The 25,197-nt window shown below is 62.5% G+C and carries 28 protein-coding genes; 16 read left to right on the forward strand and 12 right to left on the reverse strand.

Annotated elements, in window-relative coordinates; translation table 11 throughout:
• Position 1: 1 nt before the first annotated feature.
• From A477_RS0103830 to A477_RS0103840, 3 genes are all read right to left on the reverse strand, one after another.
• On the reverse strand, positions 2–1,333 hold the full coding sequence (locus tag A477_RS0103830) for an MFS transporter (RefSeq protein WP_017197697.1): 1,332 nt from the start codon (positions 1,331–1,333) through the stop codon (positions 2–4).
• A gap of 164 nt (positions 1,334–1,497) precedes the next feature.
• Positions 1,498–2,097 carry a helix-turn-helix domain-containing protein gene (locus A477_RS0103835; RefSeq protein ID WP_017197698.1) on the reverse strand — a complete coding sequence of 200 codons (600 nt, stop codon included), beginning with the start codon at positions 2,095–2,097 and terminating at the stop codon, positions 1,498–1,500.
• A gap of 90 nt (positions 2,098–2,187) precedes the next feature.
• Positions 2,188–2,568 (reverse strand): Hpt domain-containing protein, encoded by a 381-nt coding sequence (locus A477_RS0103840; protein WP_017197699.1) that lies wholly within the window; start codon positions 2,566–2,568, stop codon positions 2,188–2,190.
• Positions 2,569–2,759: 191 nt separating this feature from the next.
• Here A477_RS0103840 and A477_RS23440 point away from each other — a divergent pair, with 191 nt between their 5' ends.
• Positions 2,760–2,936 (forward strand): hypothetical protein, encoded by a 177-nt coding sequence (locus A477_RS23440; RefSeq protein WP_192811972.1) that lies wholly within the window; start codon positions 2,760–2,762, stop codon positions 2,934–2,936.
• On the opposite strand, the gene A477_RS0103850 is transcribed toward A477_RS23440, so the two are convergent.
• The 7 genes from A477_RS0103850 to bioB are packed head-to-tail and all read right to left on the reverse strand — an operon-like array spanning position 2,933 to position 8,996.
• A complete protein-coding gene (locus tag A477_RS0103850) occupies positions 2,933–3,373 on the reverse strand; it encodes a very short patch repair endonuclease (RefSeq protein ID WP_017197701.1) in 441 nt (146 codons plus the stop codon). The genes A477_RS23440 and A477_RS0103850 overlap by 4 nt on opposite strands.
• A 9-nt stretch (positions 3,374–3,382) precedes the next feature.
• Positions 3,383–4,573 carry a cytochrome P450 family protein gene (locus tag A477_RS0103855; protein ID WP_017197702.1) on the reverse strand — a complete coding sequence of 397 codons (1,191 nt, stop codon included), beginning with the start codon at positions 4,571–4,573 and terminating at the stop codon, positions 3,383–3,385.
• Complete coding sequence (bioD, locus tag A477_RS0103860) at positions 4,570–5,253, reverse strand: dethiobiotin synthase (protein WP_017197703.1); 684 nt, start codon at positions 5,251–5,253, stop codon at positions 4,570–4,572. Before bioD ends, A477_RS0103855 begins: the two co-directional genes overlap by 4 nt.
• Complete coding sequence (locus A477_RS0103865; protein ID WP_026005339.1) at positions 5,250–6,422, reverse strand: 8-amino-7-oxononanoate synthase; 1,173 nt, start codon at positions 6,420–6,422, stop codon at positions 5,250–5,252. Before A477_RS0103865 ends, bioD begins: the two co-directional genes overlap by 4 nt.
• Positions 6,423–6,430: 8 nt before the next feature.
• Positions 6,431–7,753: an adenosylmethionine--8-amino-7-oxononanoate transaminase gene (locus A477_RS0103870; RefSeq protein ID WP_017197705.1), complete on the reverse strand. Its 1,323-nt coding sequence runs from the start codon at positions 7,751–7,753 to the stop codon at positions 6,431–6,433.
• Positions 7,750–7,965, reverse strand: a complete 216-nt coding sequence (bsaP, locus tag A477_RS24055; RefSeq protein WP_083848002.1) for a biotin synthase auxiliary protein BsaP — start codon at positions 7,963–7,965, stop codon at positions 7,750–7,752. The genes A477_RS0103870 and bsaP overlap by 4 nt, the downstream gene beginning before the upstream one ends.
• Positions 7,962–8,996 carry a biotin synthase BioB gene (gene bioB / locus A477_RS0103875; protein ID WP_026005341.1) on the reverse strand — a complete coding sequence of 345 codons (1,035 nt, stop codon included), beginning with the start codon at positions 8,994–8,996 and terminating at the stop codon, positions 7,962–7,964. The genes bsaP and bioB overlap by 4 nt, the downstream gene beginning before the upstream one ends.
• 194 nt (positions 8,997–9,190) lie before the next feature.
• On the opposite strand from bioB, the gene A477_RS0103880 reads away from it, so the two are divergent.
• A complete protein-coding gene (locus tag A477_RS0103880) occupies positions 9,191–10,918 on the forward strand; it encodes a purine-cytosine permease family protein (RefSeq protein ID WP_017197707.1) in 1,728 nt (575 codons plus the stop codon).
• A 113-nt stretch (positions 10,919–11,031) separates the two neighbouring features.
• Here A477_RS0103880 and A477_RS0103885 read toward each other — a convergent pair whose 3' ends face one another.
• Positions 11,032–11,217, reverse strand: coding sequence for a CsbD family protein (locus A477_RS0103885; RefSeq protein ID WP_026005342.1), 186 nt, complete (start codon positions 11,215–11,217; stop codon positions 11,032–11,034).
• Between the two features lie 108 nt (positions 11,218–11,325).
• On the opposite strand from A477_RS0103885, the gene A477_RS0103890 reads away from it, so the two are divergent.
• Positions 11,326–12,306, forward strand: coding sequence for an SDR family oxidoreductase (locus tag A477_RS0103890; RefSeq protein WP_017197709.1), 981 nt, complete (start codon positions 11,326–11,328; stop codon positions 12,304–12,306).
• A gap of 26 nt (positions 12,307–12,332) precedes the next feature.
• Here A477_RS0103890 and A477_RS0103895 read toward each other — a convergent pair whose 3' ends face one another.
• Positions 12,333–13,508: a zinc-dependent alcohol dehydrogenase gene (locus tag A477_RS0103895; RefSeq protein ID WP_017197710.1), complete on the reverse strand. Its 1,176-nt coding sequence runs from the start codon at positions 13,506–13,508 to the stop codon at positions 12,333–12,335.
• 131 nt (positions 13,509–13,639) lie between these two features.
• On the opposite strand from A477_RS0103895, the gene A477_RS0103900 reads away from it, so the two are divergent.
• The 13 genes from A477_RS0103900 (at position 13,640) to A477_RS0103965 (ending at position 25,188) form a co-directional block, all read left to right on the forward strand.
• Positions 13,640–13,843: a hypothetical protein gene (locus A477_RS0103900; RefSeq protein WP_017197711.1), complete on the forward strand. Its 204-nt coding sequence runs from the start codon at positions 13,640–13,642 to the stop codon at positions 13,841–13,843.
• Positions 13,844–14,004: 161 nt separating this feature from the next.
• Complete coding sequence (locus tag A477_RS0103905; protein ID WP_044568257.1) at positions 14,005–14,427, forward strand: hypothetical protein; 423 nt, start codon at positions 14,005–14,007, stop codon at positions 14,425–14,427.
• A gap of 110 nt (positions 14,428–14,537) precedes the next feature.
• Complete coding sequence (locus tag A477_RS0103910) at positions 14,538–15,032, forward strand: hypothetical protein (RefSeq protein WP_017197713.1); 495 nt, start codon at positions 14,538–14,540, stop codon at positions 15,030–15,032.
• Positions 15,033–15,059: 27 nt separating this feature from the next.
• Positions 15,060–15,680, forward strand: a complete 621-nt coding sequence (locus A477_RS0103915; RefSeq protein WP_237715712.1) for an SIS domain-containing protein — start codon at positions 15,060–15,062, stop codon at positions 15,678–15,680.
• Between the two features lie 120 nt (positions 15,681–15,800).
• The gene (locus A477_RS0103920) at positions 15,801–16,871 is read left to right on the forward strand and encodes an alkene reductase (protein WP_017197715.1); all 1,071 of its coding nucleotides are present in this window, start codon (positions 15,801–15,803) and stop codon (positions 16,869–16,871) included.
• 145 nt (positions 16,872–17,016) lie between these two features.
• Positions 17,017–17,715: a GntR family transcriptional regulator gene (locus tag A477_RS0103925; RefSeq protein ID WP_017197716.1), complete on the forward strand. Its 699-nt coding sequence runs from the start codon at positions 17,017–17,019 to the stop codon at positions 17,713–17,715.
• 178 nt (positions 17,716–17,893) lie between these two features.
• Positions 17,894–18,895 carry a sugar phosphate isomerase/epimerase family protein gene (locus tag A477_RS0103930; protein ID WP_026005343.1) on the forward strand — a complete coding sequence of 334 codons (1,002 nt, stop codon included), beginning with the start codon at positions 17,894–17,896 and terminating at the stop codon, positions 18,893–18,895.
• A gap of 3 nt (positions 18,896–18,898) precedes the next feature.
• On the forward strand, positions 18,899–20,653 hold the full coding sequence (gene dhaL, locus A477_RS0103935; protein WP_017197718.1) for a dihydroxyacetone kinase subunit DhaL: 1,755 nt from the start codon (positions 18,899–18,901) through the stop codon (positions 20,651–20,653).
• The gene (locus tag A477_RS0103940) at positions 20,650–21,132 is read left to right on the forward strand and encodes a ribose-5-phosphate isomerase (RefSeq protein WP_017197719.1); all 483 of its coding nucleotides are present in this window, start codon (positions 20,650–20,652) and stop codon (positions 21,130–21,132) included. The genes dhaL and A477_RS0103940 overlap by 4 nt, the downstream gene beginning before the upstream one ends.
• A gap of 2 nt (positions 21,133–21,134) precedes the next feature.
• Positions 21,135–22,124 (forward strand): 3-hydroxyacyl-CoA dehydrogenase family protein, encoded by a 990-nt coding sequence (locus A477_RS0103945; RefSeq protein WP_017197720.1) that lies wholly within the window; start codon positions 21,135–21,137, stop codon positions 22,122–22,124.
• Positions 22,125–22,143: 19 nt separating this feature from the next.
• Positions 22,144–22,908, forward strand: a complete 765-nt coding sequence (locus A477_RS0103950; protein ID WP_017197721.1) for an SDR family NAD(P)-dependent oxidoreductase — start codon at positions 22,144–22,146, stop codon at positions 22,906–22,908.
• Between the two features lie 147 nt (positions 22,909–23,055).
• Complete coding sequence (locus A477_RS0103960) at positions 23,056–24,405, forward strand: MFS transporter (RefSeq protein ID WP_017197723.1); 1,350 nt, start codon at positions 23,056–23,058, stop codon at positions 24,403–24,405.
• Positions 24,406–24,411: 6 nt separating this feature from the next.
• Positions 24,412–25,188, forward strand: coding sequence for a triose-phosphate isomerase family protein (locus A477_RS0103965; protein ID WP_017197724.1), 777 nt, complete (start codon positions 24,412–24,414; stop codon positions 25,186–25,188).
• The last annotated feature ends 9 nt before the right edge of the window (positions 25,189–25,197 follow it).

Consider the following 25,197-nt stretch of genomic DNA (forward strand, 5'->3'; position numbering starts at 1 on the left):
CTTACTTTCCGACGAAGATGCCGTTGGAACGGCGGGCCGCGAGATAGAAAACGATGCTGAGGATGGAGAGGATGGCCACGTAGACCGGGAAAACCCAGGTGAGGTTCAGCGATTGGAACCAGACCAGGAGATAGGAGGCTGTTCCGCCGAAGAGCGCCACACCGATTCCGTAGCCAAGGGCCACGCCTGTGCCTCGGATGTTCTTGGGCATCAGGGACGAGCTGACCACGTTGTAGAGGGTCATGTTCAGGACCAGGACGATTGAGCCACCCAGGAGGACAGCTGCGAAGCCGCCGATGCCCGGCTGGACGTACATCAGCATGAGGAACACGGAGGGGATGGCGAGGATGCGGGTGACCAGGAACCACTTGGACATTGCCTTGCCGTCGGCCAGTTTGCCAATGACCCAGCTGCCAATGACCAGGATGACGCCCAGGATGGTGGTGAGCGCGAAGACTGCCGTGGGATCTTCTTTGAACCCGCTGCGTGCTGCGCTGGGGAGGCCAACGTTCCAGGCGTAGTTGTAGGCCTGTGCTGCGCCCACCACGAAGATGATGGCCAGGACTGAGAGCCAGTGCTTACGGACTCCGGACCACACTGCGCGGGGGGTATTGGTGGCCATTTCCTCAGCTTTGAGGGTTTCAGGCAAGGAACGGCGAAGGTAGAGCACCACGAAGCCGAACAGTGCGCCGATGATGAAGGGTACGCGCCAGCCCCATTCAGCCATTGCTGCGCCGCCAAGGACCAGGCTGCAGAGGAAGCTGATGAGCGAGGCGAGCAGGATGCCGATGTTCACGTAGAAGGACATGATGCCTGCCACGTAGCCCTCGCGGCCTTCGGGAGCGAGTTCCACTGCGTGCGAGGTGGACAGCGGCGCTTCGATGCCGGTGGAGATACCTTGCAGGATGCGGCATACCACCAGGATGATGCCTGCTGCGGGGCCGATCGTTTCATAGCTCGGCGTGACGGCGATGATCAGCGTGGTGCCGGCCATCAACATGATGGATAGCAGCATCACGCGGCGTCGGCCGATGCGGTCCGCCAGGGTCCCGAGGAGGATGCCGCCCAAGGGGCGGAAGGCGAATCCGACGGCGAACACGGCCAAGGCGTTCAGCGTCGCCGAGAGCGGATCGGTGTTGGGGAAGAAGTTGGGCCCGATGAAGGCGGACAGGAGGCCGAAGACCATCCAGTCGTACCATTCCAGGGCGTTGCCCAGACCCAGCCCGAGCAAGCCTTTGCGGACTTCGGGGGTGAATTTGGTGTTCTTTTGGGGGGATGGGTGGCTGGTATTTGGTGACGGGACGACGTTGTCCGTCGTTGTGGTGTGGAGCATGGAAGTGTCCTTACGCTGACGCCCCGGAGGGCGTGGGAGGGTATGACGCAGTAACGCCTGGTGGAGGAGGCGTTTGATGCGAAAGTGGCAAGGATTGTCAGCGGCCACGGTTTCGTGTCCGGACAGTTAAGGGAAAACGCTGGCGCCGTATGGGCACGGCAGGGTTACCACGCGTGTGGTGCGTTGACCCAGATGGCTACGCATACCTCTTCGTAGCTGTTCTTGTACCAGTGGGGGATCTCTGAGGAGTAGGTGATGGAGTCGCCCTCTTCAAGGCTGTAGCAGACGCCGTCGAGGTAGACGTCCTTACGGCCGGAGATGATGTAGCAGAACTCTTCACCGCTGTGGGTAAAAGGGGTGTCGCTGGTGTCATGCCCTGGGGGCGTGCTGATCCATTGGGCTTCGATGCTTCCATCGCGGTTCGGGGTGAGCAGCTCGTGAACTGCTTCTCCTACGGACTCGCGGGTGACGTTCTTGAGGTTGCGTCGATCGGATCTGCGGACCACGGGGGACTTTGATTCTTCCTGCCCAATGAAGAACCTCCCTACGGGGATGTCCAGGCCGTGGGCCAGCTGGGCCAACGTGGTGAAGGAAGGGTTGGCCATGCCGCGTTCGATTTGGCTGACGATCGCTTGACTGAGGCCGGTGATGTCCGAGAGTTGGGCGAGGGTCATTCCCTTTGCCTTGCGCATGGTGCGCACCTTGTTTCCAACAGTTGCCAGCAGTTCGCTGGTGGCTGGTGGAGCAGGAGTCTCGGTTGTCATTGCCGCATCCTTCGTTGGTGAGCTAACTCACACAACTATAGTGAAGATCTTTAGCCAGTCAAGGGTTTCTCTTCAATAAAGTGAAGATATTTACAAAAGTGGGGTTTCGAGCTCCCGGATCGTCGCCGAGACGAAGTGCCCGATTTCGTTGACCAGTGGGCGGAGCTCGTCCATGTGGGCTGCGTTGGGCAGCAGCCTGATGCTGATTTCCAGCTCGGTGGCCAACCGACTCATGCAGATGGCACCCACCATATGGCTGGAGGTCTTCAGGCTCAGGATCGCGTCCATGGCGTCTTCCATGTCGAGCTTTTCCAAGGCATGACGAAGCCGGTCCACACGCCACGGCAGCAGCTTTGCGTAGTTACGGACGAAGGCGCTGATGATGTTATGGTCGCCGCCAAGTTCAGCTTGGAGTTCGGTGAGGACGGTGGGATCCACCAGGGCATCGGTGCACTCGTCATACTCAGACACCAATTCCCTCCCGCCTCCAAACAATGGATTCACGATTCAACAGTAGGACCCGTGGAACTTGCGAAGCGCCAAATAGTCAAAGATTGATCCAATCTTGAGCGGACTCAGAGCCACTCTTGATCCGGGCCCCACAAAGTAGTGAAAAGCAGATCCGGGCGTTGCCAGGCTGAACCAGGGGAACGGGAAACAACATGGAAAGTGGTGCTCGCCCGTCACCGGGCCTCATGCTCATCATCGTGGTCTGCATGACCGTCCTGCTGGGCATTGGTGGGTCCGCTGCCTTCGCACTGTGGCAGCAGAGCTCCCAAACCTCCGGCACGGATCGATCCGTGGAGTCCGCGCCGACCACCACCACAACTGCGCGTTAGTCCACCGCTGATTCCAGAAATTCGATAAGCCGGTCCTCGAGCCTGGACCTGTCCTTCAGTTGGCACTCCCACACCGTGTGTACCTTCCAGCCGGCAGCTTCCAACTGCTCCCGCTGCAGCGCGTCCCTTTCGCGGGTTCGCATTCTCTTGGCTTCCCAGAATTCCGCGTTCGCTGCCGGTGCGTGCTGCCCTGCTTTGCAATCATGGAAATGCCAAAAGCAGCCATTGACGAAAATGACCTTGCGCCGTCCCGCGAACACGAGGTCCGGGCGGCCCGGCAGGCTCGCCGTTCCCGCTTTTCCGTGCAGCCGGTACCGGTAGCCTTTAGCGTGCAAGAGCCTGCGGACCAGCAACTCAGGTTTCGTGTTCTTCCCACGGATTTTGGACATGTTGCGGCTGCGCTGCTCCCGCGTCAAAAGGTCCCGGCTCTCGGCCATATATCAAGCCTACCCAGGCTCTACCACCACTGTTCGGGGCGCTTGGAAGGACAGCAACCGGATCCAGTCCGGATTCGAATCCTGCAGCCGGACTCCCTTAAGGGCCGCTGCTGTTTCATAAACGACCACGGTGGCCTCCAGTTCCGCGAGTTTGGCGCCGAGGCAGCGGTGGATTCCAGACCCAAATGCCAAGCCGTAGGGTGTGGGCCCCGGGCGGTCGGAAGCCTCGGAATCTGCTGATTGCGCCTCTGCACTTTCGGCCCAGGGGAATCCGTGGTTGCCCGTCAATTCCAGCAGGATCTCTTCACCGGCCGCGACTGCGCGCCCGTCCAAGAAGGTGTCCTGGTTTGCCATCCGCCGCCATGTGGGAACGGAGGACTCCGTGGCGAGAACGTGCCGGACCAGGTCCCGTGCCTTCAGGGCGGTTGTTGCCTCGCCCCACGAAATGCCCCGGGAGCCCTCGGCCAACCGGAACAGCGTGGTGCTGATGAGTTGGGTAGTGGTCTCTTGCCCGGCGATAAGGAGGAAGTAACCCAGGGAGCAGATCTCAGGTGTGCTTAGACCGTGGAGGGCCAGCGCGTTGAAAAGGTTGGGCTGCGGTGACGCGCCTGAGTCCGGCGACGCCACGGACTCCAAAACCAGCTCCCTCAACCAGCGGTAGAAATCCGCGGCGCTGTGTGCCAATTCGAGTTGGCGGTCAGCATCCGGCCAACCCCAGAACAGTTCCAGCGAGTCCAGGCTCCAGGCCTTCAACGCCGGCAGGTCGCGGACGGGCAGCCCCAGCATTTCCAGCATGATGACAGCCGGGGGGTGTGCCGCGACGGTATTCACCAGGTCCACGCTGCCCTCCGAGGCCAGGCGCTGCGCCGCGCGGGCTGCCGATTCGCGGGCCAAGCCGCGAATACGGGGCTCCATGGCCGCCACTTTTGCCGGGGTAAAGAAACCCGCCACCACCTTTCGAATCCCGGCATGGGTCCCGGTATCGTTGCTCGCCAGGACCGGCGGCAGCGCAAACCGGGCCTTCTGCAGTATCCGCAGAGCCTGTCCGCTCAAGGGAGTTACCGCGAGCAGGGCATTGGCCGGGCTGAAATCCTGGGGCCTGTGCAGCACTTCCCTTACAGTGTGGGGGTTCCGCACTACCCGGTAAGGACAGCGGCCGGCCGTGGGAAGTTCCAGATCGGCAGACATCGCCGCGCTCATACCGGCAACCCTTCAAGCCAGCCGCGTGCATGAGCGCGGAAATCGGCAGGATCCAGTCCGGAGGCACCGGCAGGAACCGCACCCAGGAACGGAACGGGCCAACTCCGCAGAGTCACCCGGTTGCTGAGCTCCACCGCACCTGGCCTTGCCGGCCAACTCCCGAGGACCACCCCCACCACCGGCAGGGTCCGGGCATCCAACGCCTCCAGCGTTAGCGCCGTATGGTTCAACGTGCCCAACGCAGGCCTTGTCACCACGGCAAATCCAGACAAGTCTCCAAGGTGCGTGCCGAGATCAGCCAGCGTCCCGCCGTCGTGGTCCAACTCCACCAGCAACCCGCCGGCGCCTTCCACCAGCACGTGGTCGTGGCTGGCGATCAGCTCACGAATCCGGCCGGCATGGGCCGCGAGCGACGGCAAAGTGACCTCGTCCAGTGCCGCGGCAGGAACGGGAGCCATGGGTTCTTCGAGAACCACGCCGGCTTCCGACGTCACCGGATCGGCCAAACGGGCCACCTCGGCACAGTCTGAATCACCCTGCGCATTTCCGCTCTGGCACGGCTTGTAAACGGCAACCGTCCGGCCGCGTGAATGTAGTGCGGCCGTGATGGCAGCCGACGTGATGGTCTTGCCGACGCCGGTATCGGTGCCGGTGACCAGGATGACGGGAGGCAGTTTCATGATGTTCTCTCCAGGATGCTGCGCAACGTTGCACAGGCTTGCTCGATGTCGGCCGGTCTGAGGGTGGCGCGCGCCGTCAGGCGAAGGCGCGACACCCCGTCCGGGACGGACGGTGGACGGAAACACCCCACCAGGAGGCCTGCCTCACGTGCTGCCTTGCCGGCTGCAAGGGCAGCCTCGGCGGACGGCATGGGAATGGACTGGACCGCTCCGATGGAATGTTCGACGGCGGTGGCGAGCCTTCCCGGCGCAGCGTGCAGTCGGGTGGCCCGCAGTCCGGTAGCCAGTGCGGCTGCATTGCGATGGACAGCCGCGGCACGCCACGGCTCGGCCTTGATGACGCCAACGGCCGCGAGCGCGGCGGCTGCCGCAGGGGGAGCCAACGCGGTGTCGAAGACGAAGCTCCTGGCCCGGTTGACCAGGTGCTCCCTGAGCAACAGTGATCCAAGGACAGCCCCGCCTTGGCTGCCGAGTGCCTTGGAAAGAGTGGCGGTGACGATGACGTTGGGATGGCCGGCCAACCTGGTTCCTGCGATGGCGCCGTGCCCGGCGTTGGATCCCGAGCCCGAGACGCCCAGGCTGTGGGCTTCGTCAACCAGCAGCATGGCGTCGTGTGCTTCCGCCAACTCCAGGAGTTCCGATAGCGGTCCCGCATCTCCGTCCACGCTAAAGACGGACTCTACTGCGATGAGCGCCCGTGGCTGGGTGCGGTTGGCCAGTTTGTCCGCCGCGTCCTGCACATTGTTGTGCCTGAAATTCTTCACTTCGGAGCGGCTCAGCCGGAAGCCATCGATCAGGGAGGCATGGCATTGTTCGTCGGCCACAATCAAGGCACCTGGACCGCCCAGGGCCGTGGTGACTCCAAGATTCGCGAGGTAACCGGAGGAAAAGACCAACGCGGCGTCCATTCCTGTCAGCCCAGCGAGTTCGTGCTCCAATTCCATGTGCAGCTCGGTGGTGCCGGCCACCAGCCTCGATGACGTAGCGCCCGTGCCCCACTTCGCAATGGCTTCCTGTGCGGCTGCGGCGAGCCTGGCATCCGTGGCCAGGCCGAGATAGTCGTTGCTGGCCAGATCGATCATCCGGTCCTTCACTCCCCGCACCAGGGGACTCCTCACCAAGCCCTTGCGCTCGCGGACCCGGGCTTGTTCCTCCAGCCACCGGGTCATTGTGCTGCTCACGCCGCCGCCCTTTGGTTGGACGTTTCTTCCACGGCGGCCACCATTGCGGTTGCCATCACGTCCACTTCGGTGGCGGAACTGATGTACGGCGGCATGGTGTAGACGAGGTTTCTGAAGGGGCGTACCCACACGCCATGTTCGACGACGGCACGTGTGACTGCCGCGACGTCCACGGCGTCCGTTAACTCAATGACCCCCACGGCACCGAAGGTGCGGACGTCAGCAACGGCGTCGAGCTTCAACGCAGGAGCCAGCCCCGCTGTGAGGCCGGCACCAACGCGCGCTACGTCCGCACGCCAGGCTCCCGTTGCCAGGATGCCCAGGCTTGCGTTGGCAGCAGCGCACGCCAAGGGGTTGGCCATGAAGGTGGGCCCGTGCAGTAGTGCCCCTGCCTCGCCTGCGGAAACCGCACGGGCAACCTCGCCCGTGCATAACGTCGCCGCGAGGGTGAGGTAGCCGCCAGTGAGCGCCTTGCCAACACACAGAATGTCAGGGACAACGCCGGCGTGCTGTGCGGCAAAGAGTTCACCGGTTCGCCCCAAGCCCGTGGCGATCTCGTCCAGGATCAGCAACAAGCCGTGGTGGTCCGCGATGTCGCGCAGGATCCGTACGCACTCGGCCGGATACATGAACATGCCGCCGGCACCTTGCAGCATGGGCTCCACAATGATTGCTGCGAGTTCATTGGAATGCTGCCTGGCCAGCTTTTCCACTTCTGCCCGCCACTCTGCGATGCCTGCGGGGGCAGCTGCAGCCGCAGGTGGGCGCGGTGCAAACACGTTGCGCGCCAGCAGCCCGGGGAAGGACGAATGCATGCCGTCCACAGGATCGCACACACCCATGGCCGCGAACGTGTCCCCGTGGTAACCGCCCCGGATGGTCAGGAAACGCTGCCGTTTTGGTCGGCCGTTCGCCGTTTGGAATTGGACAGCCATTTTGAGGGCGACCTCCACGGAGATGGAACCGGAATCCGCCAGGAACACGCGCTCCACGCGGCGGCCCGGTTCGGCCGGTGCCATGGACAGAAGGCTTTCCGCGAGCGCAACAGCGGGTGGATGCGTTAGCCCGCCGAACATCACGTGGCTGAAATTGCCCAGTTGGCGTTGGATGGCGGCGTCCATGACAGGGTGCCGGTAGCCGTGGATCACCGACCACCACGACGACATTGCATCGAGCACCTCATGCGTCCGCCCCTGCTCGTCGCGCAGCCGCAGGGCCACGCCGTCGGCCGCTTCCACTTCCCACAGCGGCAATGTGCCGGAGGCAGGAGCGTACGGGTGCCACAGGGTAGCCCGGTCCCGCTCGATCAGCGAGCTCATGACGCCAACCTTCCGTGCCGGGAACAGTCAGCGGTCCACCCCAGAGGCGTGACCTGCACTTTCATGCGGCGGCGGCACTGCGGGCAAAAGCGAGGCGGCTCCATCGCCAAACGCTGACGGCAGCTATGGTGGGCGTCCGACGTCGGGATGTCACGGCCGTCACCGTCACCGCCGCAGTGCCCGCAAAACTGCTGTGAGACTGCGGTGGTCACAGCGACTTCTGGAATTCCTTGATGGGCATGTTGAGCTCCACCAGGAGGTTGAGGTCGGCGTTTGCCGGCCGGCCAAGAGTGGTGAGGTAGTTGCCCACAATGACGGCGTTGATGCCACCGAGCAGGCCCTCGCGGGTGCCGAGGTCGCCGAGGGTCAGTTCACGCCCGCCGGCATAACGCAGTACCGTGCGCGGCATGGCGAGCCGGAATGCGGCGATGGCACGGAGGGCGTCTTTGCCGTCCATGATGCCTTGGTTCTCCAGCGGTGTGCCGGGGCGGGGGTTGAGGAAGTTAAGGGGGACTTCGTGGGGTTCGAGGGCAGCGAGTTGGGCTGCAAGTTCAGCCCGCTGCGCCACAGATTCGCCCATTCCGATCAGCGCACCGCAGCACAGTTCCATCCCGGCAGCCTTCACCATGGCGCAGGTTTCCAGGCGTTCCTCGTAGCTGTGAGTTGTCACGACGTCAGGGAAGAAGCTGCGGGCCGTTTCAAGGTTGTGGTTGTAGCGGTGGACACCCCACTCGGCCAACTGGTCCACTTGGCGTTGCGTGAGCATGCCCAGGGAGCAAGCGATGTTGATGTCCACTTCCTCCCTGATGCGGTCGATCGCGAACTTGATCTGATTCATGAGCTTGATGTCGGGGCCGCGGACTGCGGCGACGATGCAGAACTCGGTGGCACCCGTTGCCGCGGTTTCCTTCGCGGCCTTGACCAACTCCGGGATATCCAGCCACACACCGCGGACGGGGGAGTCGAACAAGCCGGATTGGCTACAGAAATGGCAGTCCTCGGGGCAGCCGCCGGTTTTGATGGAGATGATCCCTTCCACTTCCACGTCCTCGCCGCAGTGCTTGAGGCGAACCTCATGGGCGAGTTGCAGGGCCGCGGGGATGGCCTCGTCCGGCAGCTCGAGGATTTCCTTGAGTTGAGACTCGTTCAGGCCTTCGCCGCGTTCGAGGACCTGCTCGCGTGCGGTGTCCAGGATGGCGTAGGGGCCGGTTTCATGGGCTTGTTCGGTTGCTTGGGTGGTCATGTCCTTGACGGTATCCGTGCTGGTACACGGCGATTTTGTGGAGTGCGTACAAACCCTGGTGCTTGATTTTGGTGGTGGGTGCGCGGGGCGGCTGATGCAGAAGTTACAGCTGTGAAACATGGACGTGACTGAATTGACGCGCTGCGTGACTAGCGTCGGGGGCGAGGCAAAGTCCCCGACGAAAGCGACCACGCATGAGCGACGATAAGACGAGTACCGCAACACTGGAGCCGACGACGGCGGCCGGAACCGCCGTCGGAACCGGTACTTCAGGTGCCCCGACGGCAGGCAACGCCGACGCGATGAGTGCCGCGAAGGAGAGCCTGGAGGACTACACACTCCGGTTCGCCCCGCGCTCCTACCGGAAGTGGAGTGCCGGGGTGGTGGCGACGAGTGCACTGGGTGGCATCGCGTACTTGGCCGACTTCTCCATCGGCGCGAATATCGGCATTGCTTACGGAACCGTGAACGCGATCTTCGGCATCATCGTGGCCGCTGTCGTCATCTTCGCCACGGGTTTTCCGCTGGCCTACTATGCCGCGCGGTACAACATCGATCTGGACCTGATCACCCGCGGCTCAGGATTCGGTTACTACGGCTCGGTGGTCACCAACATTATCTTCGCCACCTTCACGTTCATCTTCTTCGCCCTCGAAGGCTCCATCATGGCCCAGGGCCTGCAGTTGGGTCTGGGCATCCCGCAGTGGATCGGCTATGCGGTGTCCACCATCATCATCATTCCGCTGGTGATTTACGGGATGAAGACCTTGGCTACCTTGCAGGTGTGGACAACGCCCCTGTGGCTGCTGCTCATGGTGGTTCCGGTGGGCTACCTGCTCCTGTCCCACCCCGAGAGTATTGATGCCTTCTTCGCTTTCACTGGTGCTTCCGGCGAGGGCAGCCCCAACCTGGCTTCGGTGATGCTGGCCGCGGGTGTCTGCTTGTCCCTGATGGCGCAGATCGCTGAGCAAATCGACTACCTTCGCTTCATGCCGCCAAAGACCGCCGAAAACAAGGGTGCATGGTGGCGAGCCGTGATCCTCGCCGGGCCGGGCTGGGTCATCTTCGGTGCCATCAAGCAGATCATTGGCTTGTTCATCGCGATTTACCTCATCGCCAAGCTTGACCCCGCGGCAGCTTCTACCGCGAATGAGCCTGTCCACCAGTTCCTGGGTGTTTACGAAGAAATGATGCCGGCCTGGCTCGCCATGACCTTGGCCGTGGTGCTGGTGGTCATTTCGCAGATCAAGATCAACGTCACCAACGCCTACTCCGGCTCGTTGGCTTGGACCAATTCCTTCACGCGCATCACCAAGACCTACCCGGGCCGCATGGTGTTCGTGGTGGTCAACCTGGTCATCGCGCTGATCCTGATGGAGTCGAACATGTTCGAGTTCCTCAACACGATCCTGGGTTTCTACGCCAACTGCGCCATGGCCTGGGTTGTCACGGTGGCCTCCGATATCGCCATCAACAAGTACTTGCTGAAGATCTCGCCCAAGGTTCCCGAGTTCCGCCGCGGGATGCTCTACGCGGTGAATCCCGTGGGGTTCGTGTCCATGCTCGTCTCCGCGGGGGTTTCCATCGCAGTGTTCTTCGGGGCGTTCGGTGCAGCTGTTCAGCCGTTCTCGCCCATCTTCGCCGTTGGCTTGGCCGTGGTGCTGCCGCCGGTGCTGGCTTTGCTGACCAAAGGCCGCTACTACCTGCGCAGGACCGACGACGGAATCGACCTCCCCATGTTCGACGCCGACGGAAACCCCAGCGATGCCAAGCTGCTCTGCCACGTCACCGGGCTTGAGTTCGAACGTCCGGACATGCTCCGTTCGGCCCAGGACGGACCTGACGGCGAACCCCAGTACATCTCATCCCTCGCCCTGTCCACGGATAAGTCGGGCGAGCTGGTGCTGCCGGCGCAAAAGTAGCCATCCGGACCCGACTAAGTGGCAGATCAGGCCGTGATGAGAGCTGAGAACGGCCTTACTGCCACTTAGTTGGGTGCACGAGCTGCGCTCGTTCCGTGTTTCTTGCTGCGGGCTTACTTGTCGAAGGCGTCCTTGGCGGTGTCTTTCACATTCTCGCCGGCTTGCTTGGTCTTGGCAGCCGCTTGGTCAGCGACTCCTTCGGCCTGCAGTTTCTCGTTATTGGTGGCGTCACCCAAGGCTTCCTTCGCCTTGCCGGTGACTTCCTGTGCCTTGTTGCTGATCTTGTCTCCGAGTCCCATGGGCCCTCCTTCGATGTAATCCAACACTGACGATTGCTACGCTAACGAGCGATTCTGGGTACTTCCTGAACGCGCCCCAGGGATGATAAGCATGCTTACACTGAGACCATGGCTGAGGAGACCCGCAACGAAGACACGGAGCAGACGGACCTTGACGAGGACATCGCCATGGCATTGGTGAACCACGTCATCAACACCCCGGACGACTCCGGGGAAACGGATCCACGGACCAAGTATCCGTCCGAAAAATTCGAGCCGCAGACCCAGGATTATCCAGGGTGGACCGAGGCCATGAATCCACGGCCCGATCATGGCGAGCAAAGCTACGTGGGACATCACCGCATGATGGGCATGCGGACGTTGATCACCGGGGGTGACAGCGGGATAGGCAGGGCGGTAGCCATTGCCTACGCCCGTGAAGGCGCGGATGTCGCCTTCACGTACCTGCCTGAAGAAGAACAGGACGCCGAGCAAACCGTCCAGCTCATCGAGGATGCTGGCAGCAGGGCCTTGGCCTTGCCCGGCGACCTGCAGGACGAAGAATTTTGCCAGGAAGTCATTGCCCAGACTGTGGCTGAATTCGATGGGCTCAACGTGCTGGTGAACAACGCGGGCTTCCAAATGGCCACGAGCGAGGGCATCGAGGACCTCACCAGTGAACAGTTTGATCGGACCTTCAAGACCAACGTCTATGCACTTTTTTGGCTCACCAAGGCCGCCCTGCCCCACATGAAGCCTGGGGCCGCGATTATCAATACTTCTTCGATTCAGGGCTACCACCCAAGTCCGTCCCTGATCGACTACGCAGCCACCAAGGCAGCGATCAACAGCATGACTTTCTCGCTGGCAGAGTCGCTCGGGCCTAAAGGCATCCGGGTCAATGCCGTGGCTCCGGGTCCCGTGTGGACACCCTTGCAACCACCCACCCAGCCGGCGGAAAAGATCGAAAGGTTCGGCCAGGACACCCCGCTGGGTAGGGCGGGGCAGCCTGCCGAACTGGCCGCCACCTACGTTCTTTTGGCAACGGAGGAATCCAGCTACATATCCGGATCAGTCATCGGTGTGACCGGCGGAAAGCACCTGGCATAGGCTGCGGGTTGAGCGGCAGGCCATGATCAGGGCTTGAGCACCACTTTGATGCAGCCGTCCTGCTTCTTCTGGAATTTTTCGTAGAGGGCGGGGGCCTCATCCAGGCCTCCCGTGTGGGTGACCAGATGCATGACCCCCAGCGGATCGGCGTCGTCCTCTACCAGGGGAAGCAGATCGTCAATCCAGCTGCGAACATTGCATTGGCCCATCCGAAGCTGGATCTGCTTGTCGAACATGGTCATGAGCGGCATGGGATCGGCTTGGCCGCCGTAAACGCCGCTCAAGGAAACCGTCCCGCCGCGCCGCACCAGGTCCACGGCTGTGTGCAGCGCCGCAAGCCGGTCGACGCTCATGGTTTCCATGGCCACCTGTGCAGGTTTGTCCGGCAACAACGAGACGGCCCGGTGAAGGAAGGATGCCACGGGGGATCCGTGAGCTTCCATGCCCACAGCGTCCACCACGGAGTCGGGGCCGCGTCCGAGTGTCTGCTCGCGGATTTGGGAGGCGACGTCGGAACTGTAGTCCATGGTTTCTGCGCCATGTGTCTCGGCCATCGCGCGGCGTTCGGGGACAGGGTCCACCCCAATCACCCGGAAGCCTTTGTGGATGCCTATCCGGGCAGCGAACTGGCCCACCGGGCCCAGCCCGAGCACGGCAAGGGTGCCACCGTCCGGGACATTCGCGTAGTCCACAGCCTGCCATGCTGTGGGCAGTATGTCCGAGAGGAACAAGTAGCGCTCGTCCGGCGCGTCCGAGTCGATTTTGACGGGTCCGTAATCCGCGAAGGGAACACGCAGGTATTGTGCTTGCCCACCGGGGACGGAGCCGTACAGTTCCGAATAGCCGAAAAGTGCCGCCCCTGATCCTTTTGCCGTCACTTGTGTGGTTTCGCATTGCGATTGAAGGCCTTGGTTGCACATGTAGCAATGACCGCAGGAGATGTTGAACGGCACCACCACGCGGTCGCCTTTCTTGAGCCGGTGGACCCCGGAACCTACTTCTTCCACGATTCCCATGGGCTCGTGCCCGATGACATCGCCCTTGTGCATGTAAGGTCCCAGCACTTCGTAAAGATGAAGGTCTGAGCCGCAAATGGCTGTGGACGTGATCCGGACAATTGCGTCCGTGGGTTCCTGGATGGAGGGATCGGGTACGTCTTCGACGCTGACTGAGCGCCGGCCTTGCCATGTCACTGCTTTCACGATTGATCTCCCTGCGTTTCGGCTGGGTGCGTCCCTCGCTTCTGGAGACCCTCCCAGCGAAGCAGAGAATGGTAGAGGTGCACAAGGCTGCCAGCCTCGACACTGCCAGGGGGCAGGCTTAGATTGAGGCTATGAGCGAAGAACCGAGCGAAGCTGAACAGACGCCCTCCAAAGCCTCGGAACGCGAGGTGCCTGCCGCCGTCGGGAATGACAACGATGCCTCGGGTACGGGTGACTTCACCACCGAGCTGGACCCAGCCTTCATCCCTGACGAAAGCGGCGAGACGCCGGAAGAAAAGCGCGCCAGGGAGCATCCGGAAGCCACCGGGAGTTAATACCTGTGGCTCACCTTAAGTCACGTCCGACGGCGCCGCGCCAGTAGCGTGCGGCGGTCACCTGCCCTCCACTTTAGTAAGTAGCCTGATTATTAGTGTTAAGATGGTTGGAGGGAGAGTTTTCGGGCAGAGCTGACCGAGGAGTGATCGCATTGTCCATCATGAAGAACCCGCTGGTTCCCGGAGACGCGTCGCGTCTGCAAGCGGAAGCGCTGAGCTGCACCAAGTGCCGGTCCAGTGATCGCCTGAACTTGGAAACCATCGAATCCATCGAGCCGCACGCGGGCGAATTGATGGTCTGGGTTTCGTACACTTGCTTGGCCTGCGACGCTTCATATGCCCACAGGGCGGCGTTCCGTGATGTTGCCGCGGTTCTCAATCGCAACGGAAGCGTGTCCGGTTTGCTCCAGTTCGGCGGGGTGTACCTTCACTGCGGCGAGCCCATGGCCTTCGCCCAATCGTCGGCGCGGAGCGTCTACGCCCCCATGACAACCGAGGACGTGGATGATGGCTTGCTGGATGTCTACCTGAAGACCCGCGTTATCCAATGCCGGTGTGGCTTCAGGATGGAGCTGCCCGCCTGAGGGCCTGGAATCGTTTCGAGGTGGCCCTATCGGGGTACACCTGAGGTACCAACCACAGCGTGGGCCACGAGCGGCGCCCACAGAAGCCGCTCACCAGGGAGGTAATCCACATGGATACAGGACAACTGGTACTTATTATCGTGCTGGCCGTCATCGTCATTGCCGCTGTGATTGTGGCAGTTGTTGTTGGGCGCCGCAAAAAGGCCGAGGTCAACCGCCACCGAGCCGAGGAGCTGCGTGAGAAGGCGGCCGAGGAAGCCATCGGTGCACACCAAGCGAAAGCTGAATCAGCACGGGCGGAGGCCGATGCGCTGCAGGCCGAAGTTGAGGCGAATCGACTCCGTAAGGACGCCGAACGCCACGCCGAGAAGGCCAACGAAGCCCACGGGCGCGTCGAGGAACACCTTCGCCATGCCGACAAACTTGACCCGAACGCCAATCCGGACCGGTCAAACGCCTCAGGCCGCGACCGTCCGGCCGGCACTTCCCGTACCGACGAACAGGACGTGGACCGCGATCGCTCCCATGTTGCCGAGGGAGAGCGTCTCACCCGGGACCGCAGCGGGCGCGAGGGCTCAACACGCGATGGTGATAGGAACCTATAGTTTCAACGGAGAAGCGGAGGCAGGGAAGTGAGTATCGTGGTGAGGCGAACAGGTCAGGCGATGCGGGCCACTGAGACGAATGCCCACAGGCATGCAGTTGACGTGGTATTGGGGCACTTGGGCGAAATCGGGCCGGCTGTGGCGGCCCTGCGCCGGGAATCTTCGAGGCTTGCCGAGTGGGGCGAGGAACTGGCCCGTGTCAGGTTGCGTGGTGGGAGTGTTTTCGCTGCAGGAAGCGACGGATCCTCACACGAAGCGCAGAGGTTCACGTCGGAATTGAACGCCCACGATCCCGTGAGCGGGTCCGGGTTCAAAGCCATCTCCATCACCAAGGGCGCAACCGGTTCCGACGGCTCCGGAAGCATGGGCGACCAGGTATCCACGCAGGTTAGCGAGGGAGACATCGTGGTCCTGCTCGCCGCGAAAGGTATCACCGACGAACTCCGGGAAGCTGCTGCCGCCGCTAAGTCACGGGGTGCACGTGTATGGGCGCTGACTGGCAAGGAGTCCAAGGACCTGGCCCAGTCGGTAAATGAAGCCATATGCATCGACACCGATCCGCCACATGCCGAGGAAGCGCACCTCGTGGCGGTGCTGGCGCTTTGTGAGTGCTTCGAGGACGCACTCAAGCACATCAGGCCGGAGTGATACGGGACGCTGGAGGAAGCCCGCGAGGAGCATTAGTGTGATGTGCGGCTCATCAGGAATAGTTGCAGACGCCATGCAGTTGGGCAGGATGAACCTGTTTCATTCTGAAAGGAACTGCGCATGCTGTTTTCCCCTCTGGCCCTCGGCGAGCTTGAACTTTCCAACCGACTGGTGATGGCGCCCCTGACCCGCCTCCGCGCGGGCGACAATGGCGTTCCGGGATCACTGATCGCCGAGCATTATCGCCAGCGGGCCTCCCTCGGCTTGATTGTCAGTGAAGGAACCTACCCGGTACCGGCAGGCCAGTCCTATGCAGGGCAGCCGGGAATTGTCACTGAGGAACAGATCGCAGGCTGGAAGACCGTCACGGACGCTGTCCACGCTGAGGGTGGCCGGATGTTCGCCCAGATCATGCACGGTGGCCGCGTTTCACACTCGGACATCACCGGTGGCCACGAGATCGTTGGCCCCAGTGCCGTCGCCATTGACGGTGAAGTCCGCACCCCCAAGGGCAAGCAGGCTTACCCCGTACCGCGCGAACTCCGCACTGACGAACTGCCCGGTGTCATCCAGGAGATCGTCACTGCCTCGAGGAACGCGATCGAGGCAGGCTTCGACGGCGTTGAACTTCACTCCGCCAACGGCTACCTCCTGCACGAATTCCTGGCCCCGAATTCCAACATCCGTACGGATAGCTACGGCGGCTCGCCGGAAAACCGTGCCCGCTTCGTCATCGAGACTGTCAACGCAGTGGTGGAGGCACTCGGCGCCAACCGCGTGGGCATCCGCATCTCCCCGGAGCACAACGTCCAGGGCATAGCCGAAGTGGATCCCGCCGATGTCCGCGCAACCTACGAGGTTTTGGTGGACACCATCGCTCCACTCAACCTTGCGTACCTGAGCATTCTCCACCACGATCCCAAGAGTGCCTTGGTGCAGGACCTCCGCGAGCGCTTCAACGGAACATTCCTGGTGAACACGGGCTTTAGCGAGATCACCACCCGCGACGAAGCCTTTGCGATTATCGAACAGGACCTTGCCGATGCCGTGGTGGTGGGTCGCCCCGCCATTGCGAACCCGGACCTTGCCCGCCGCTGGCGCGAAAGCCTGCCGCTGAACGAGCCGGACGCTTCCACCTTCTACGCCGACGGCGCCGAGGGTTACACGGACTACCCGTTCTACGCGAACTAAAGCGCGGCACCCCAAGCAAAACCGCGACGTCGGCACCCAGGTCCGGGTGCCGACGTCGCGGTTTAACGTCCGGTTGGGTAAATCGGGTGAGATGTGACAGGACCGCTTCCTCGTCCGGCGCGTGCGTTCCTATAGGATTTGTGGCATGGCTGATCCTTCCCCGACCGTTGCCCGCGCTGGCTTTCCCGTCAGTCGCCAAGTGCTGGCCGACCATGTCTACGAAGCCCTCCTCGAGTGGCTCATGGATGGCCGTTTGGAACCCGGGGCTGCCGTGAGCATCGATGGGATGGCGAGGGAACTCGATGTTTCCCCGACCCCGGTGCGGGAGGCGTTGGCTCGTCTGGAGCACACGGGAATGGTCCGGCGCGTGGCGCTAAAAGGCTACCGCGTGGCACCCGTGTTCACCCGGGAAGATTTCGCGGAGCTCATGGAAGCGCGGCTATCCATTGAGCCGGTCAATGCCCGACTGGCCTGTTCGCGCATGACCCCTGACGGCCTGGATGCGCTGAAACAGGCGGTCGAAGATTTGAAGACCGCCCCGCGTGGCGGCACATTCGCCGAATACCGTGGCTATCTCGAAGCCGACGAGCGCTTCCATCAACTCATCGCCGCGCAGGCCAACAACCAGTTCCTGCTGGCGGCCTACAACACCCTCGGCGGCCAGATTCAACGCTTCCGGCTGTTCGGGGGAGTGGGTATCACCGATGCGGAGCAGGCTATTGCCGAGCACCAGGCCGTGCTGGATGCCATGACCAGCGGTGATCCGGAGAAGGCCGCGGCCATGATGGTTGATCACGTCGAGAAGGTCCGTGGCCGCGCCATGGCGGACGCACCCTCGGACTAGCTCACGGGCAAGCGCGGGCTCGCTGGCCGTAGCCGGCGGGCCTTTTCTGAGCTCCGTGACCCTCTTCACACCCATATGTAAGACATATAGGATCTAGGAAGTTTCGCAAAAAGGGTTGACAGCTTCACGTGGTTCGTAAATCCTATAGGAAACAGGATTCCACGAAGGAGTGATCATCATGGCGTATACCGCCGACAATTGGCCAGTCACCGCGGCCCTCCTGCAGTTCCCCGGCACCGATGCCGCGGGACAGCACGTCAACGACGCCGACGCTTCCGTTTGGGCCTCCGTCCTGCAGGAAGTGAAGGAGGCAGGTTTCGCGAATGCGGACCTCACCGACAGCTGGGTTCGTCCGGGCGACCTCAGCAAGGAACGACTTGCCGAGTTCAAGCAGACCGCTGCCGAAGTTGGCATCGGCGTCCCGGTCATCTCAGCCATCCGCCGCAGCGTCATTCACACCACCGATTGGGCCGACAACCTCGCCTACAGCCACCGCACCATCGACGCCGCTGCGGAACTGGGCTGCGAAGTTGTGTCCTTCGGGCTCCACCAGGCAATCACCCCGGAGCAGCAGAAACAGCTCTGGTTCTGGACCGTCGAGGGATACAAGGACCCCGTGGGGGACAAGGAAGCGTGGGGCAACGCAGTTTCCCGGATCCGCGAACTCGGAAAGCATGCGGCAGAAGCCGGCATCTTGATCTCGCTGGAAATGTACGAGGATACCTACCTTGGCACCGCTGATTCCTCCGTGCAGCTGGTCCAGGACATCGGTTTGGACAACGTTGGCCTGAACCCGGACCTCGGCAACCTGATCCGCTTGCACCGTCCCATTGAGGACTGGCGCGAAATGGTGGCGAAGACCCTGCCGTACTCCAACTACTGGCACATGAAGAACTACATCCGCGACGAAGACGTGGCCCGCGACAGCTACATCACCATGCCGGCTCCCATGGAAAGCGGGCTCATCAACTACCGCGAGGCCTTCAAGGTTGCGCTTTCCGTCGGTTTCCAGGGCATCCTCTGCACAGAGCACTACGGCGGCGATGGCCTGAGCGTCACAGCCAGCAACCAGGACTACCTCCGCAGGCACGTCCTCCCGAAAACGGACGGCTACCACCTCGGCCAGAGCCAGGTGGCCCAGGGACGCAAGCAGCCCGCGGCCGAATTCGCAGGAGTCTAGGGAATGACACAGATCTTCGACAACCCGGCAGACTTTGCCGATGAAGCGCTGGACGGTTTCGTGGCTGCCAACCGCGGCTACGTCGCACGCGTCGATGGCGGCGTGGTCCGCTCCACGGAGGTTCCGTCCGGACAGGTGGCCCTGGTGGTTGGCGGGGGCTCGGGACACTACCCGGCCTTCGCTGGGCTGGTGGGTCCTGGCCTGGCGACAGGGTCCGCTTGCGGCAACATGTTCGCCTCCCCGGCGGCGGGCCAGGTTTACCGCGTCGCCAAGGCGGCCAATGCCGGCGGCGGCGTCCTCCTCAGCTACGGCAACTACGCCGGGGACGTCCTGCATTTCGGCCAGGCGCAGCTCCGGCTCAACGCCGAGGGCATCGAAACCCGCACGGTCACCGTGACGGACGACATCGCCAGTGCGCCGATCGAACAACTGGAGAAGCGCCGTGGAATCGCCGGCGACCTGACAGTTTTCAAGATTGCCGGCGCCGCCGCAGAAGCGGGACTGAACCTTGACGACGTCGAGCGGTTGGCCATCAAGACCAACTACCGGACGCGATCGCTGGGTGTGGCCTTTGACGGCTGCACGCTCCCAGGCGCCAAGGATCCGCTGTTCCATGTTCCTGCCGGACAAATGTCGTTGGGCCTCGGAATTCATGGCGAGCCTGGAATCTCGGAACACCCGATGCCCTCTGCCTCTGAGCTGGCGGAGCTGCTGGTCACCAAGCTGCTCGCGGACAAACCTGACGACGCTGCGGACCGCGTGGTGGCTATCGTCAACGGCCTTGGCACGGTGAAGTATGACGAACTCTTCCTGCTGTTCGGGAAGATCGAGAAACTACTGACGGCTGCAGGCCTCACAGTGGTGGAGCCCGAGTGCGGTGAGCTGGTGACCAGCCTGGACATGTCCGGACTCTCCCTGACGTTGCTGTGGTTGGACGATGAACTTGAGCAGTACTGGGCCGCGCCGGCTGACACTCCGGCGTTCCGCAAGGGCAGCATGTCGCCTCGTGCACCTCGCGCGGAGACAGCAATAGACGACGCCGAAACCGCCGACGTCGAACAGCCCACCCCGGCAGCCGCTGAACTCGGGAGGCAGGCAGTGTCCGTCCTCGCCCAGGTGCGTGACGTCGTCGTCGAGTATGAAGAGGAACTCGGCAAGCTGGACGCGATTGCAGGCGATGGCGACCACGGTATTGGCATGCGCCGAGGCGTGGATGCTGCCGCTGCGGCCGGACAAGCCACGTCCGGCGGATCAGTAGCGCGCATCCTGACATCAGCCGGGGAAGCCTGGAGCGAACGGGCCGGCGGGACGTCCGGGGCACTGTGGGGCTCCGCAGTGATCGCTGCCGGGCTGTCGCTAGGCAACCGCGAAACATACACCTCGGAGGACGCGGCGGCCGCTGTGAAGGCCTTCGTCCGCGCCATTACCGAACTCGGCAAAGCCGATCCCGGGGACAAGACCATGGTGGACGCTCTCCTGCCCTTCCGGGACGCCTTCCTCAAAGAGCTCGACGGCGGAACTCCGGTTGATCGGGCACTGGCAGTTGCCGCTGCGGCAGCTGAGTCCGCTGCCGCGAAGACAGCTGAGCTTCGCCCGCTCAAGGGCCGGGCGCGGCCCCTCGCGGAAAAGAGCCTCGGCCACCCTGATCCAGGCGCAGTGTCCTTTGGCTTGATCGCCACCAGGATTTCCCACTTCATCGATTCACAATTGGCCACCGCATCTTCAGCGGCTGCAGCCGGAAACGGAGCCCAAGCATGAGCAACAACCAAGGCTGGCGCATCATCGTCGGCAATGACGAAGCCGGTGTCGAGTACAAGCAGGCGCTCGTTGCGTTGCTGGAAGCAGACCCGCGCGTGGCGTCGGTGACGGACGTCGGCGTTGGCTTCAATGACTCCACCGCCTACCCTCACGTCGCCGTGGATGCCGCCCGCAAGGTTGCCGTTGGTGAAGCAGACCGGGCCTTGTTGATTTGCGGTACGGGACTCGGAGTGGCCATCGCGGCCAACAAAGTTCCCGGGATTCGCGCCGTCACAGCCCACGACAGCTACTCAGTGGAACGGTCCGTGCTGAGCAACAACGCCCAGGTCCTGACGCTTGGACAGCGGGTGATTGGCTTGGAACTGGCCAAAAAGCTAGTAGGGGAGTGGCTCGGCCACCGCTTCGACCAAACCTCATCCTCCGCCGCCAAGGTGGACGCCATCTGCTCGTACGAGCCCGACTACACGAAGGCAGTCTGATCATGACCACTCCTGAAGCAACCGGACCCACCGCTAACAACGCAGCCCGGAAGATCGCCGTCGTGGGCTCGGGCTACATGGGCGGCGGCATCGCCCAGGTGCTGGCGCTCGGTGGCGCCCGCGTTGCGCTTGCCGATGTTTCCGCTGAGGTAGCGCAGAAAAACTACGACCGCCTGCTGGTGGAGTCGGACCAGTTTGTTGCCGATGGCCTGTTCCCGGCCGGTTCAACCGAACTGCTGAAGCAGAACCTGTGGGCCGCCAAGGACATTGAGGAAGCTGTTGCCGACGCCGACTTCATCGAGGAGTGCGTGCCCGAGGTCCTGGACATCAAGCACCAGTCCTTGGCCCGGATCAGCGCCGCGGCCCGCCCGGATGCCGTTATCGGTTCCAACACCTCGACTATCTCCATCGCTGCCCTCGCCGAAGCCGTCACCCATCCCGAGCGGTTCCTGGGTGTGCACTTCTCCAACCCGTCGCCGTTCATTCCCGGTGTCGAGATCATCCCCCACGCTGGGACTTCTGCTGCAACGGTGGCCGCATCGCGCGAGCTGGTCCACGCGGCCGGTAAGCAGACCGCCGTCGTCAAGGACGTCACCGGTTTCGTGCTGAATCGCCTGCAGTACGCGCTGTTCCACGAGGCAGCCCAGCTGGTGGAGCAGGGAATCGCAACGGCGGACGACGTCGACACCCTGGTGCGTACGACCTTCGGCTTCCGCTTGCCATTCTTTGGTCCGTTCGCCATCGCCGACATGGCCGGCCTGGACGTCTACAACTTCTGCTACAAGTCACTGCAGACCGGTTTCCCGGAACGCTTCGCGACGCCGAAGATCCTCTCCGACCTGGTGGAAGCGGGCAAGCTCGGCACCAAGACCGGCGCAGGCTTCCTCAACGTCCCCGCCGAACGCACTCCCGAACTCATCGCGTACCGCAACAAGGCCTACGTCGCCATGCAGAAGCTCATTGAAGAGCTCGGCCCGGCCCCCATCAACTAACTCTTCCTAGGAGAAACACATGACTTTCCCCGCTGAACGCACCGCAATCGTCACCGGTGCCGTCTCCGAACGCGGTATTGGCCGCGCTACCGTCAACTACCTGGCCGCCCAAGGCTGGAACATCGGCATCATCGATCTTGATGACGCCGCCTGCAAGATCGCAGCCAAGGAAATCGCGGCAGAGTACGGCGTGCAGGCTCACGGCGTTGGCGCAAACGTGGCCAGTGAAGCAGAGGTCCGTGCGGCCATTGACGAACTTGAGGCCGAGCTGCCGCAGATCGTTGCGCTGGCCAACGTTGCCGGTGTCAGCTCGCCAGTCGGTTACCTTGAACTCGAACCCGCTGAGTGGGACCGGGTCCTGAACATCAACCTCAACGGCGTCCATTACGCCACCCGCCGTGTTGCCGAATCCATGGTCAAGAACCGGATAGGTCGCATCGTGAACATCTCCTCCGTTTCCGCCCAGCGCGGCGGCGGCACGTTCTCCAAGACCCCGTACTCTGTGGCCAAGGCCGGCGTCATCGGCTTGACCCGCGCAACTGCCCGTGAACTTGGCGAGTACGACATCACCGTCAACGCCATCTCTCCCGGCCCCATCGACACCGACATCATGGGCGGAACGCTGAGCCAGGAACGCAAGGATGAGCTCACCAAGGACCTTGTAGTGAACCGTGTGGGCTCCACCCGGGACATCGCCGCCGCCATCGCCTTCCTCATCAGCGAGGACTCCGGATACATCTCCGGCCAGACGCTGAATGTGGATGGCGGACTGTACATGCACTAGGGCCCTTGCCGTGAAGACCTGGACACGAGAACGCAAGATCTACCTTGCCGTGGGCGTCCTCGCCTGCGCAGTGGGCATGGTGCTCATTTTCTTCCCGCGCTGATCGCGCTGCCCTAGTCATTTCCTGTCACTCAAAGAGGAGTTTCAATGTCTGTTTCCACCAATTCCACTCAGGAGTTGCTGGATACGCCGGTCCTGAAATCGGCGATTTCCAAAGCCTCGCGGCGGCTCATGCCAATGCTCGTCATCCTGTACGTGGTGGCCTTCCTTGACCGCACCAACGTTGGCTTCGCCGAAGCCGCGCTGGAAGTGGATAAGGGTATTACCGCAGGTGCTTACGCGCTGGGCGCCGGTATTTTCTTCATCGGCTACGCCCTGTTCGAGATCCCCAGCAACTTGCTGCTCACCAAGTTCGGAGCGAAGGTGTGGCTCGCCCGCATCGCTATTACGTGGGGCATCGTTTCGGCGTGCTTCGCCTTTGTCCAGGGCGAGACATCCTTCATCATTCTCCGGTTCCTGCTGGGCGTCACCGAGGCCGGCCTGTTCCCGGGCGTCATCATGTTCCTGGCGGCGTGGTTCCCCAACAAGGTCCGCGTGAAGATGTTCGCCATCTTCTACCTGGCCCAGCCGTTCTCGCAGATGATGGGTGCACCGCTGTCGGGGTGGCTCATCAACATCGGCGACCAGGTTCCGGGCGTAGCCGGCTGGCAGGTCATGTTCTTCGTAGAAGGCATGCTCGCCGTCGTGGCCGGTATCGCCGCCTACTTCTTCCTCATCAACAGCCCCCAGGACGCCAAGTTCCTGACCAAGGAAGAGAAACGGGCATTGTCTGATGTCATGGCATTGGAGGACACCGTGAAGGAAGAAACGGGTCCCCGCGGCGTCTTGGCGTCCATGCGCAACGGTCGGGTCTGGTACTTCACCGTCATCTACTTCTGCCTGCAGGTCGCCGTCTACGGTGTGACGTTCTACCTGCCACAGCAGGTGGCGCAGTTGACCGGGCAGAAGGTGGGCATCGCCGTCGGACTCCTGGCCGCGATCCCGTGGTTCTTCGGCATCTTCGCCTGCTACTTCATCGGCAAGGCTGCCAACACCGTGGTGCGCCGACGCCGCTGGGGCACGGCATTGTTCATCTCCACAGGCCTCTGCATCTTCGGCTCCGCATGGGCCGGCGCGAACCAGATGCCGGCAGTCGGCATCATCTTCATCACCCTCGCGGTGTGCAGCTTCCTGTCGACAGGCCCCATCTGCTGGTCGTACCCGACGGCGTTCCTCACCGGAACTGCTGCGGCTGCGGGCATCGGTCTGATCAACTCCCTCGGAAACCTGGGTGGGTTCGTTGCCCCGATCCTGCGCACCACGGTCAACCAGGTCACCGCCTCGGACACTGGAACCATGGGTGTCTACGCGTTGGGTGTGCTGCCCTTCGTGGCGGCTCTGCTGATGTTTGGTACCAAGCGCTTCAGCAACAAAGCCGACGAACTGCTGGGGAAGTAGTCGTCCGTGAAGCTGCCCGCTATTGACACCCTTTTTATCGGTGTGAGCACCAAGATGTACATGGGCTACGCGCAGAGCTTGGAATGGTTGGAACAGCTGGTAGCTGAAGTGGACGCCCGTCCGGCCCTCGCGGCCGGGCGGGTGGTCCCGTTTGTGATCCCGTCGTTTCCGGTGCTGCCCGCGGCGGCGCGTTTACTTGTAGGCACGCCGTTGGTCCTGGGCGCCCAAAATTGTAGCTGGTCCGATGGGCCGTGGACGGGCGAGGTTTCACCGTCGATGCTGGGGGAACTCGGCGTCAGTCTCGTGGAGATCGGCCATGCAGAGCGTCGCCGGTACTTCGCTGAGGATGAGGCGATGATTGCGCTTAAGGTGAGCGCCGCCGTCGACGCCGGCCTGACACCTCTTCTGTGCGTGGGGGAACCAGAAATCCTGGACCCGGCAGCAGCGGCGGACACGGTTTACCGGCAGATCAAGGCAGCAGTTTCCGGAGACTGGTCGGTTGCCTCCCAGCTGGTCATTGCCTACGAGCCCGTATGGGCGATCGGTGCCCCGGAACCCGCTTCGGCAGAGTACGTTTCGCACGTTGTGGCCGCGCTGCGGGGTTCACTGTCGCGGCATGGCTTGTCCAGAACACCCATCATCTACGGCGGATCGGCTAAACCAGGACTCCTGCCACAGCTGAACGGGGTGTCCGGGCTCTTCCTCGGCCGTTTTGCCCACGACGCCACAAACTTCGGCCGAGTCCTCGACGAGGCCCTCGCGGTCAGCCGAACTCGCCCTTAGCTAAAGTCT

It is taken from the genome of Arthrobacter sp. M2012083 (genome assembly GCF_000281065.1).
In the GTDB taxonomy this organism is placed as follows: domain Bacteria; phylum Actinomycetota; class Actinomycetes; order Actinomycetales; family Micrococcaceae; genus Arthrobacter.

Bases quoted from the DNA above. Each gene is read 5' to 3' on its own strand.
- A477_RS0103880 (WP_017197707.1), top strand. From the start codon at position 9,191: ATGAGCGACGATAAGACGAGTACCGCAACACTGGAGCCGACGACGGCG.
- A477_RS0103890 (WP_017197709.1), top strand. From the start codon at position 11,326: ATGGCTGAGGAGACCCGCAACGAAGACACGGAGCAGACGGACCTTGAC.
- A477_RS0103885 (WP_026005342.1), bottom strand. From the start codon at position 11,217: ATGGGACTCGGAGACAAGATCAGCAACAAGGCACAGGAAGTCACCGGC.
- A477_RS0103905 (WP_044568257.1), top strand. From the start codon at position 14,005: ATGAAGAACCCGCTGGTTCCCGGAGACGCGTCGCGTCTGCAAGCGGAA.
- A477_RS0103930 (WP_026005343.1), top strand. From the start codon at position 17,894: ATGGCGTATACCGCCGACAATTGGCCAGTCACCGCGGCCCTCCTGCAG.
- A477_RS0103870 (WP_017197705.1), bottom strand. From the start codon at position 7,753: ATGAGCTCGCTGATCGAGCGGGACCGGGCTACCCTGTGGCACCCGTAC.
- A477_RS0103950 (WP_017197721.1), top strand. From the start codon at position 22,144: ATGACTTTCCCCGCTGAACGCACCGCAATCGTCACCGGTGCCGTCTCC.
- A477_RS23440 (WP_192811972.1), top strand. From the start codon at position 2,760: ATGGAAAGTGGTGCTCGCCCGTCACCGGGCCTCATGCTCATCATCGTG.
- A477_RS0103830 (WP_017197697.1), bottom strand. From the start codon at position 1,333: ATGCTCCACACCACAACGACGGACAACGTCGTCCCGTCACCAAATACC.
- A477_RS0103960 (WP_017197723.1), top strand. From the start codon at position 23,056: ATGTCTGTTTCCACCAATTCCACTCAGGAGTTGCTGGATACGCCGGTC.
- bioD (WP_017197703.1), bottom strand. From the start codon at position 5,253: ATGAAACTGCCTCCCGTCATCCTGGTCACCGGCACCGATACCGGCGTC.
- A477_RS0103850 (WP_017197701.1), bottom strand. From the start codon at position 3,373: ATGGCCGAGAGCCGGGACCTTTTGACGCGGGAGCAGCGCAGCCGCAAC.
- A477_RS0103920 (WP_017197715.1), top strand. From the start codon at position 15,801: ATGCTGTTTTCCCCTCTGGCCCTCGGCGAGCTTGAACTTTCCAACCGA.
- A477_RS0103855 (WP_017197702.1), bottom strand. From the start codon at position 4,573: ATGAGCGCGGCGATGTCTGCCGATCTGGAACTTCCCACGGCCGGCCGC.
- bioB (WP_026005341.1), bottom strand. From the start codon at position 8,996: ATGACCACCCAAGCAACCGAACAAGCCCATGAAACCGGCCCCTACGCC.
- A477_RS0103900 (WP_017197711.1), top strand. From the start codon at position 13,640: ATGAGCGAAGAACCGAGCGAAGCTGAACAGACGCCCTCCAAAGCCTCG.
- A477_RS0103940 (WP_017197719.1), top strand. From the start codon at position 20,650: ATGAGCAACAACCAAGGCTGGCGCATCATCGTCGGCAATGACGAAGCC.
- A477_RS0103910 (WP_017197713.1), top strand. From the start codon at position 14,538: ATGGATACAGGACAACTGGTACTTATTATCGTGCTGGCCGTCATCGTC.
- A477_RS0103925 (WP_017197716.1), top strand. From the start codon at position 17,017: ATGGCTGATCCTTCCCCGACCGTTGCCCGCGCTGGCTTTCCCGTCAGT.
- dhaL (WP_017197718.1), top strand. From the start codon at position 18,899: ATGACACAGATCTTCGACAACCCGGCAGACTTTGCCGATGAAGCGCTG.
- A477_RS0103865 (WP_026005339.1), bottom strand. From the start codon at position 6,422: ATGACCCGGTGGCTGGAGGAACAAGCCCGGGTCCGCGAGCGCAAGGGC.
- A477_RS0103945 (WP_017197720.1), top strand. From the start codon at position 21,135: ATGACCACTCCTGAAGCAACCGGACCCACCGCTAACAACGCAGCCCGG.
- A477_RS0103835 (WP_017197698.1), bottom strand. From the start codon at position 2,097: ATGACAACCGAGACTCCTGCTCCACCAGCCACCAGCGAACTGCTGGCA.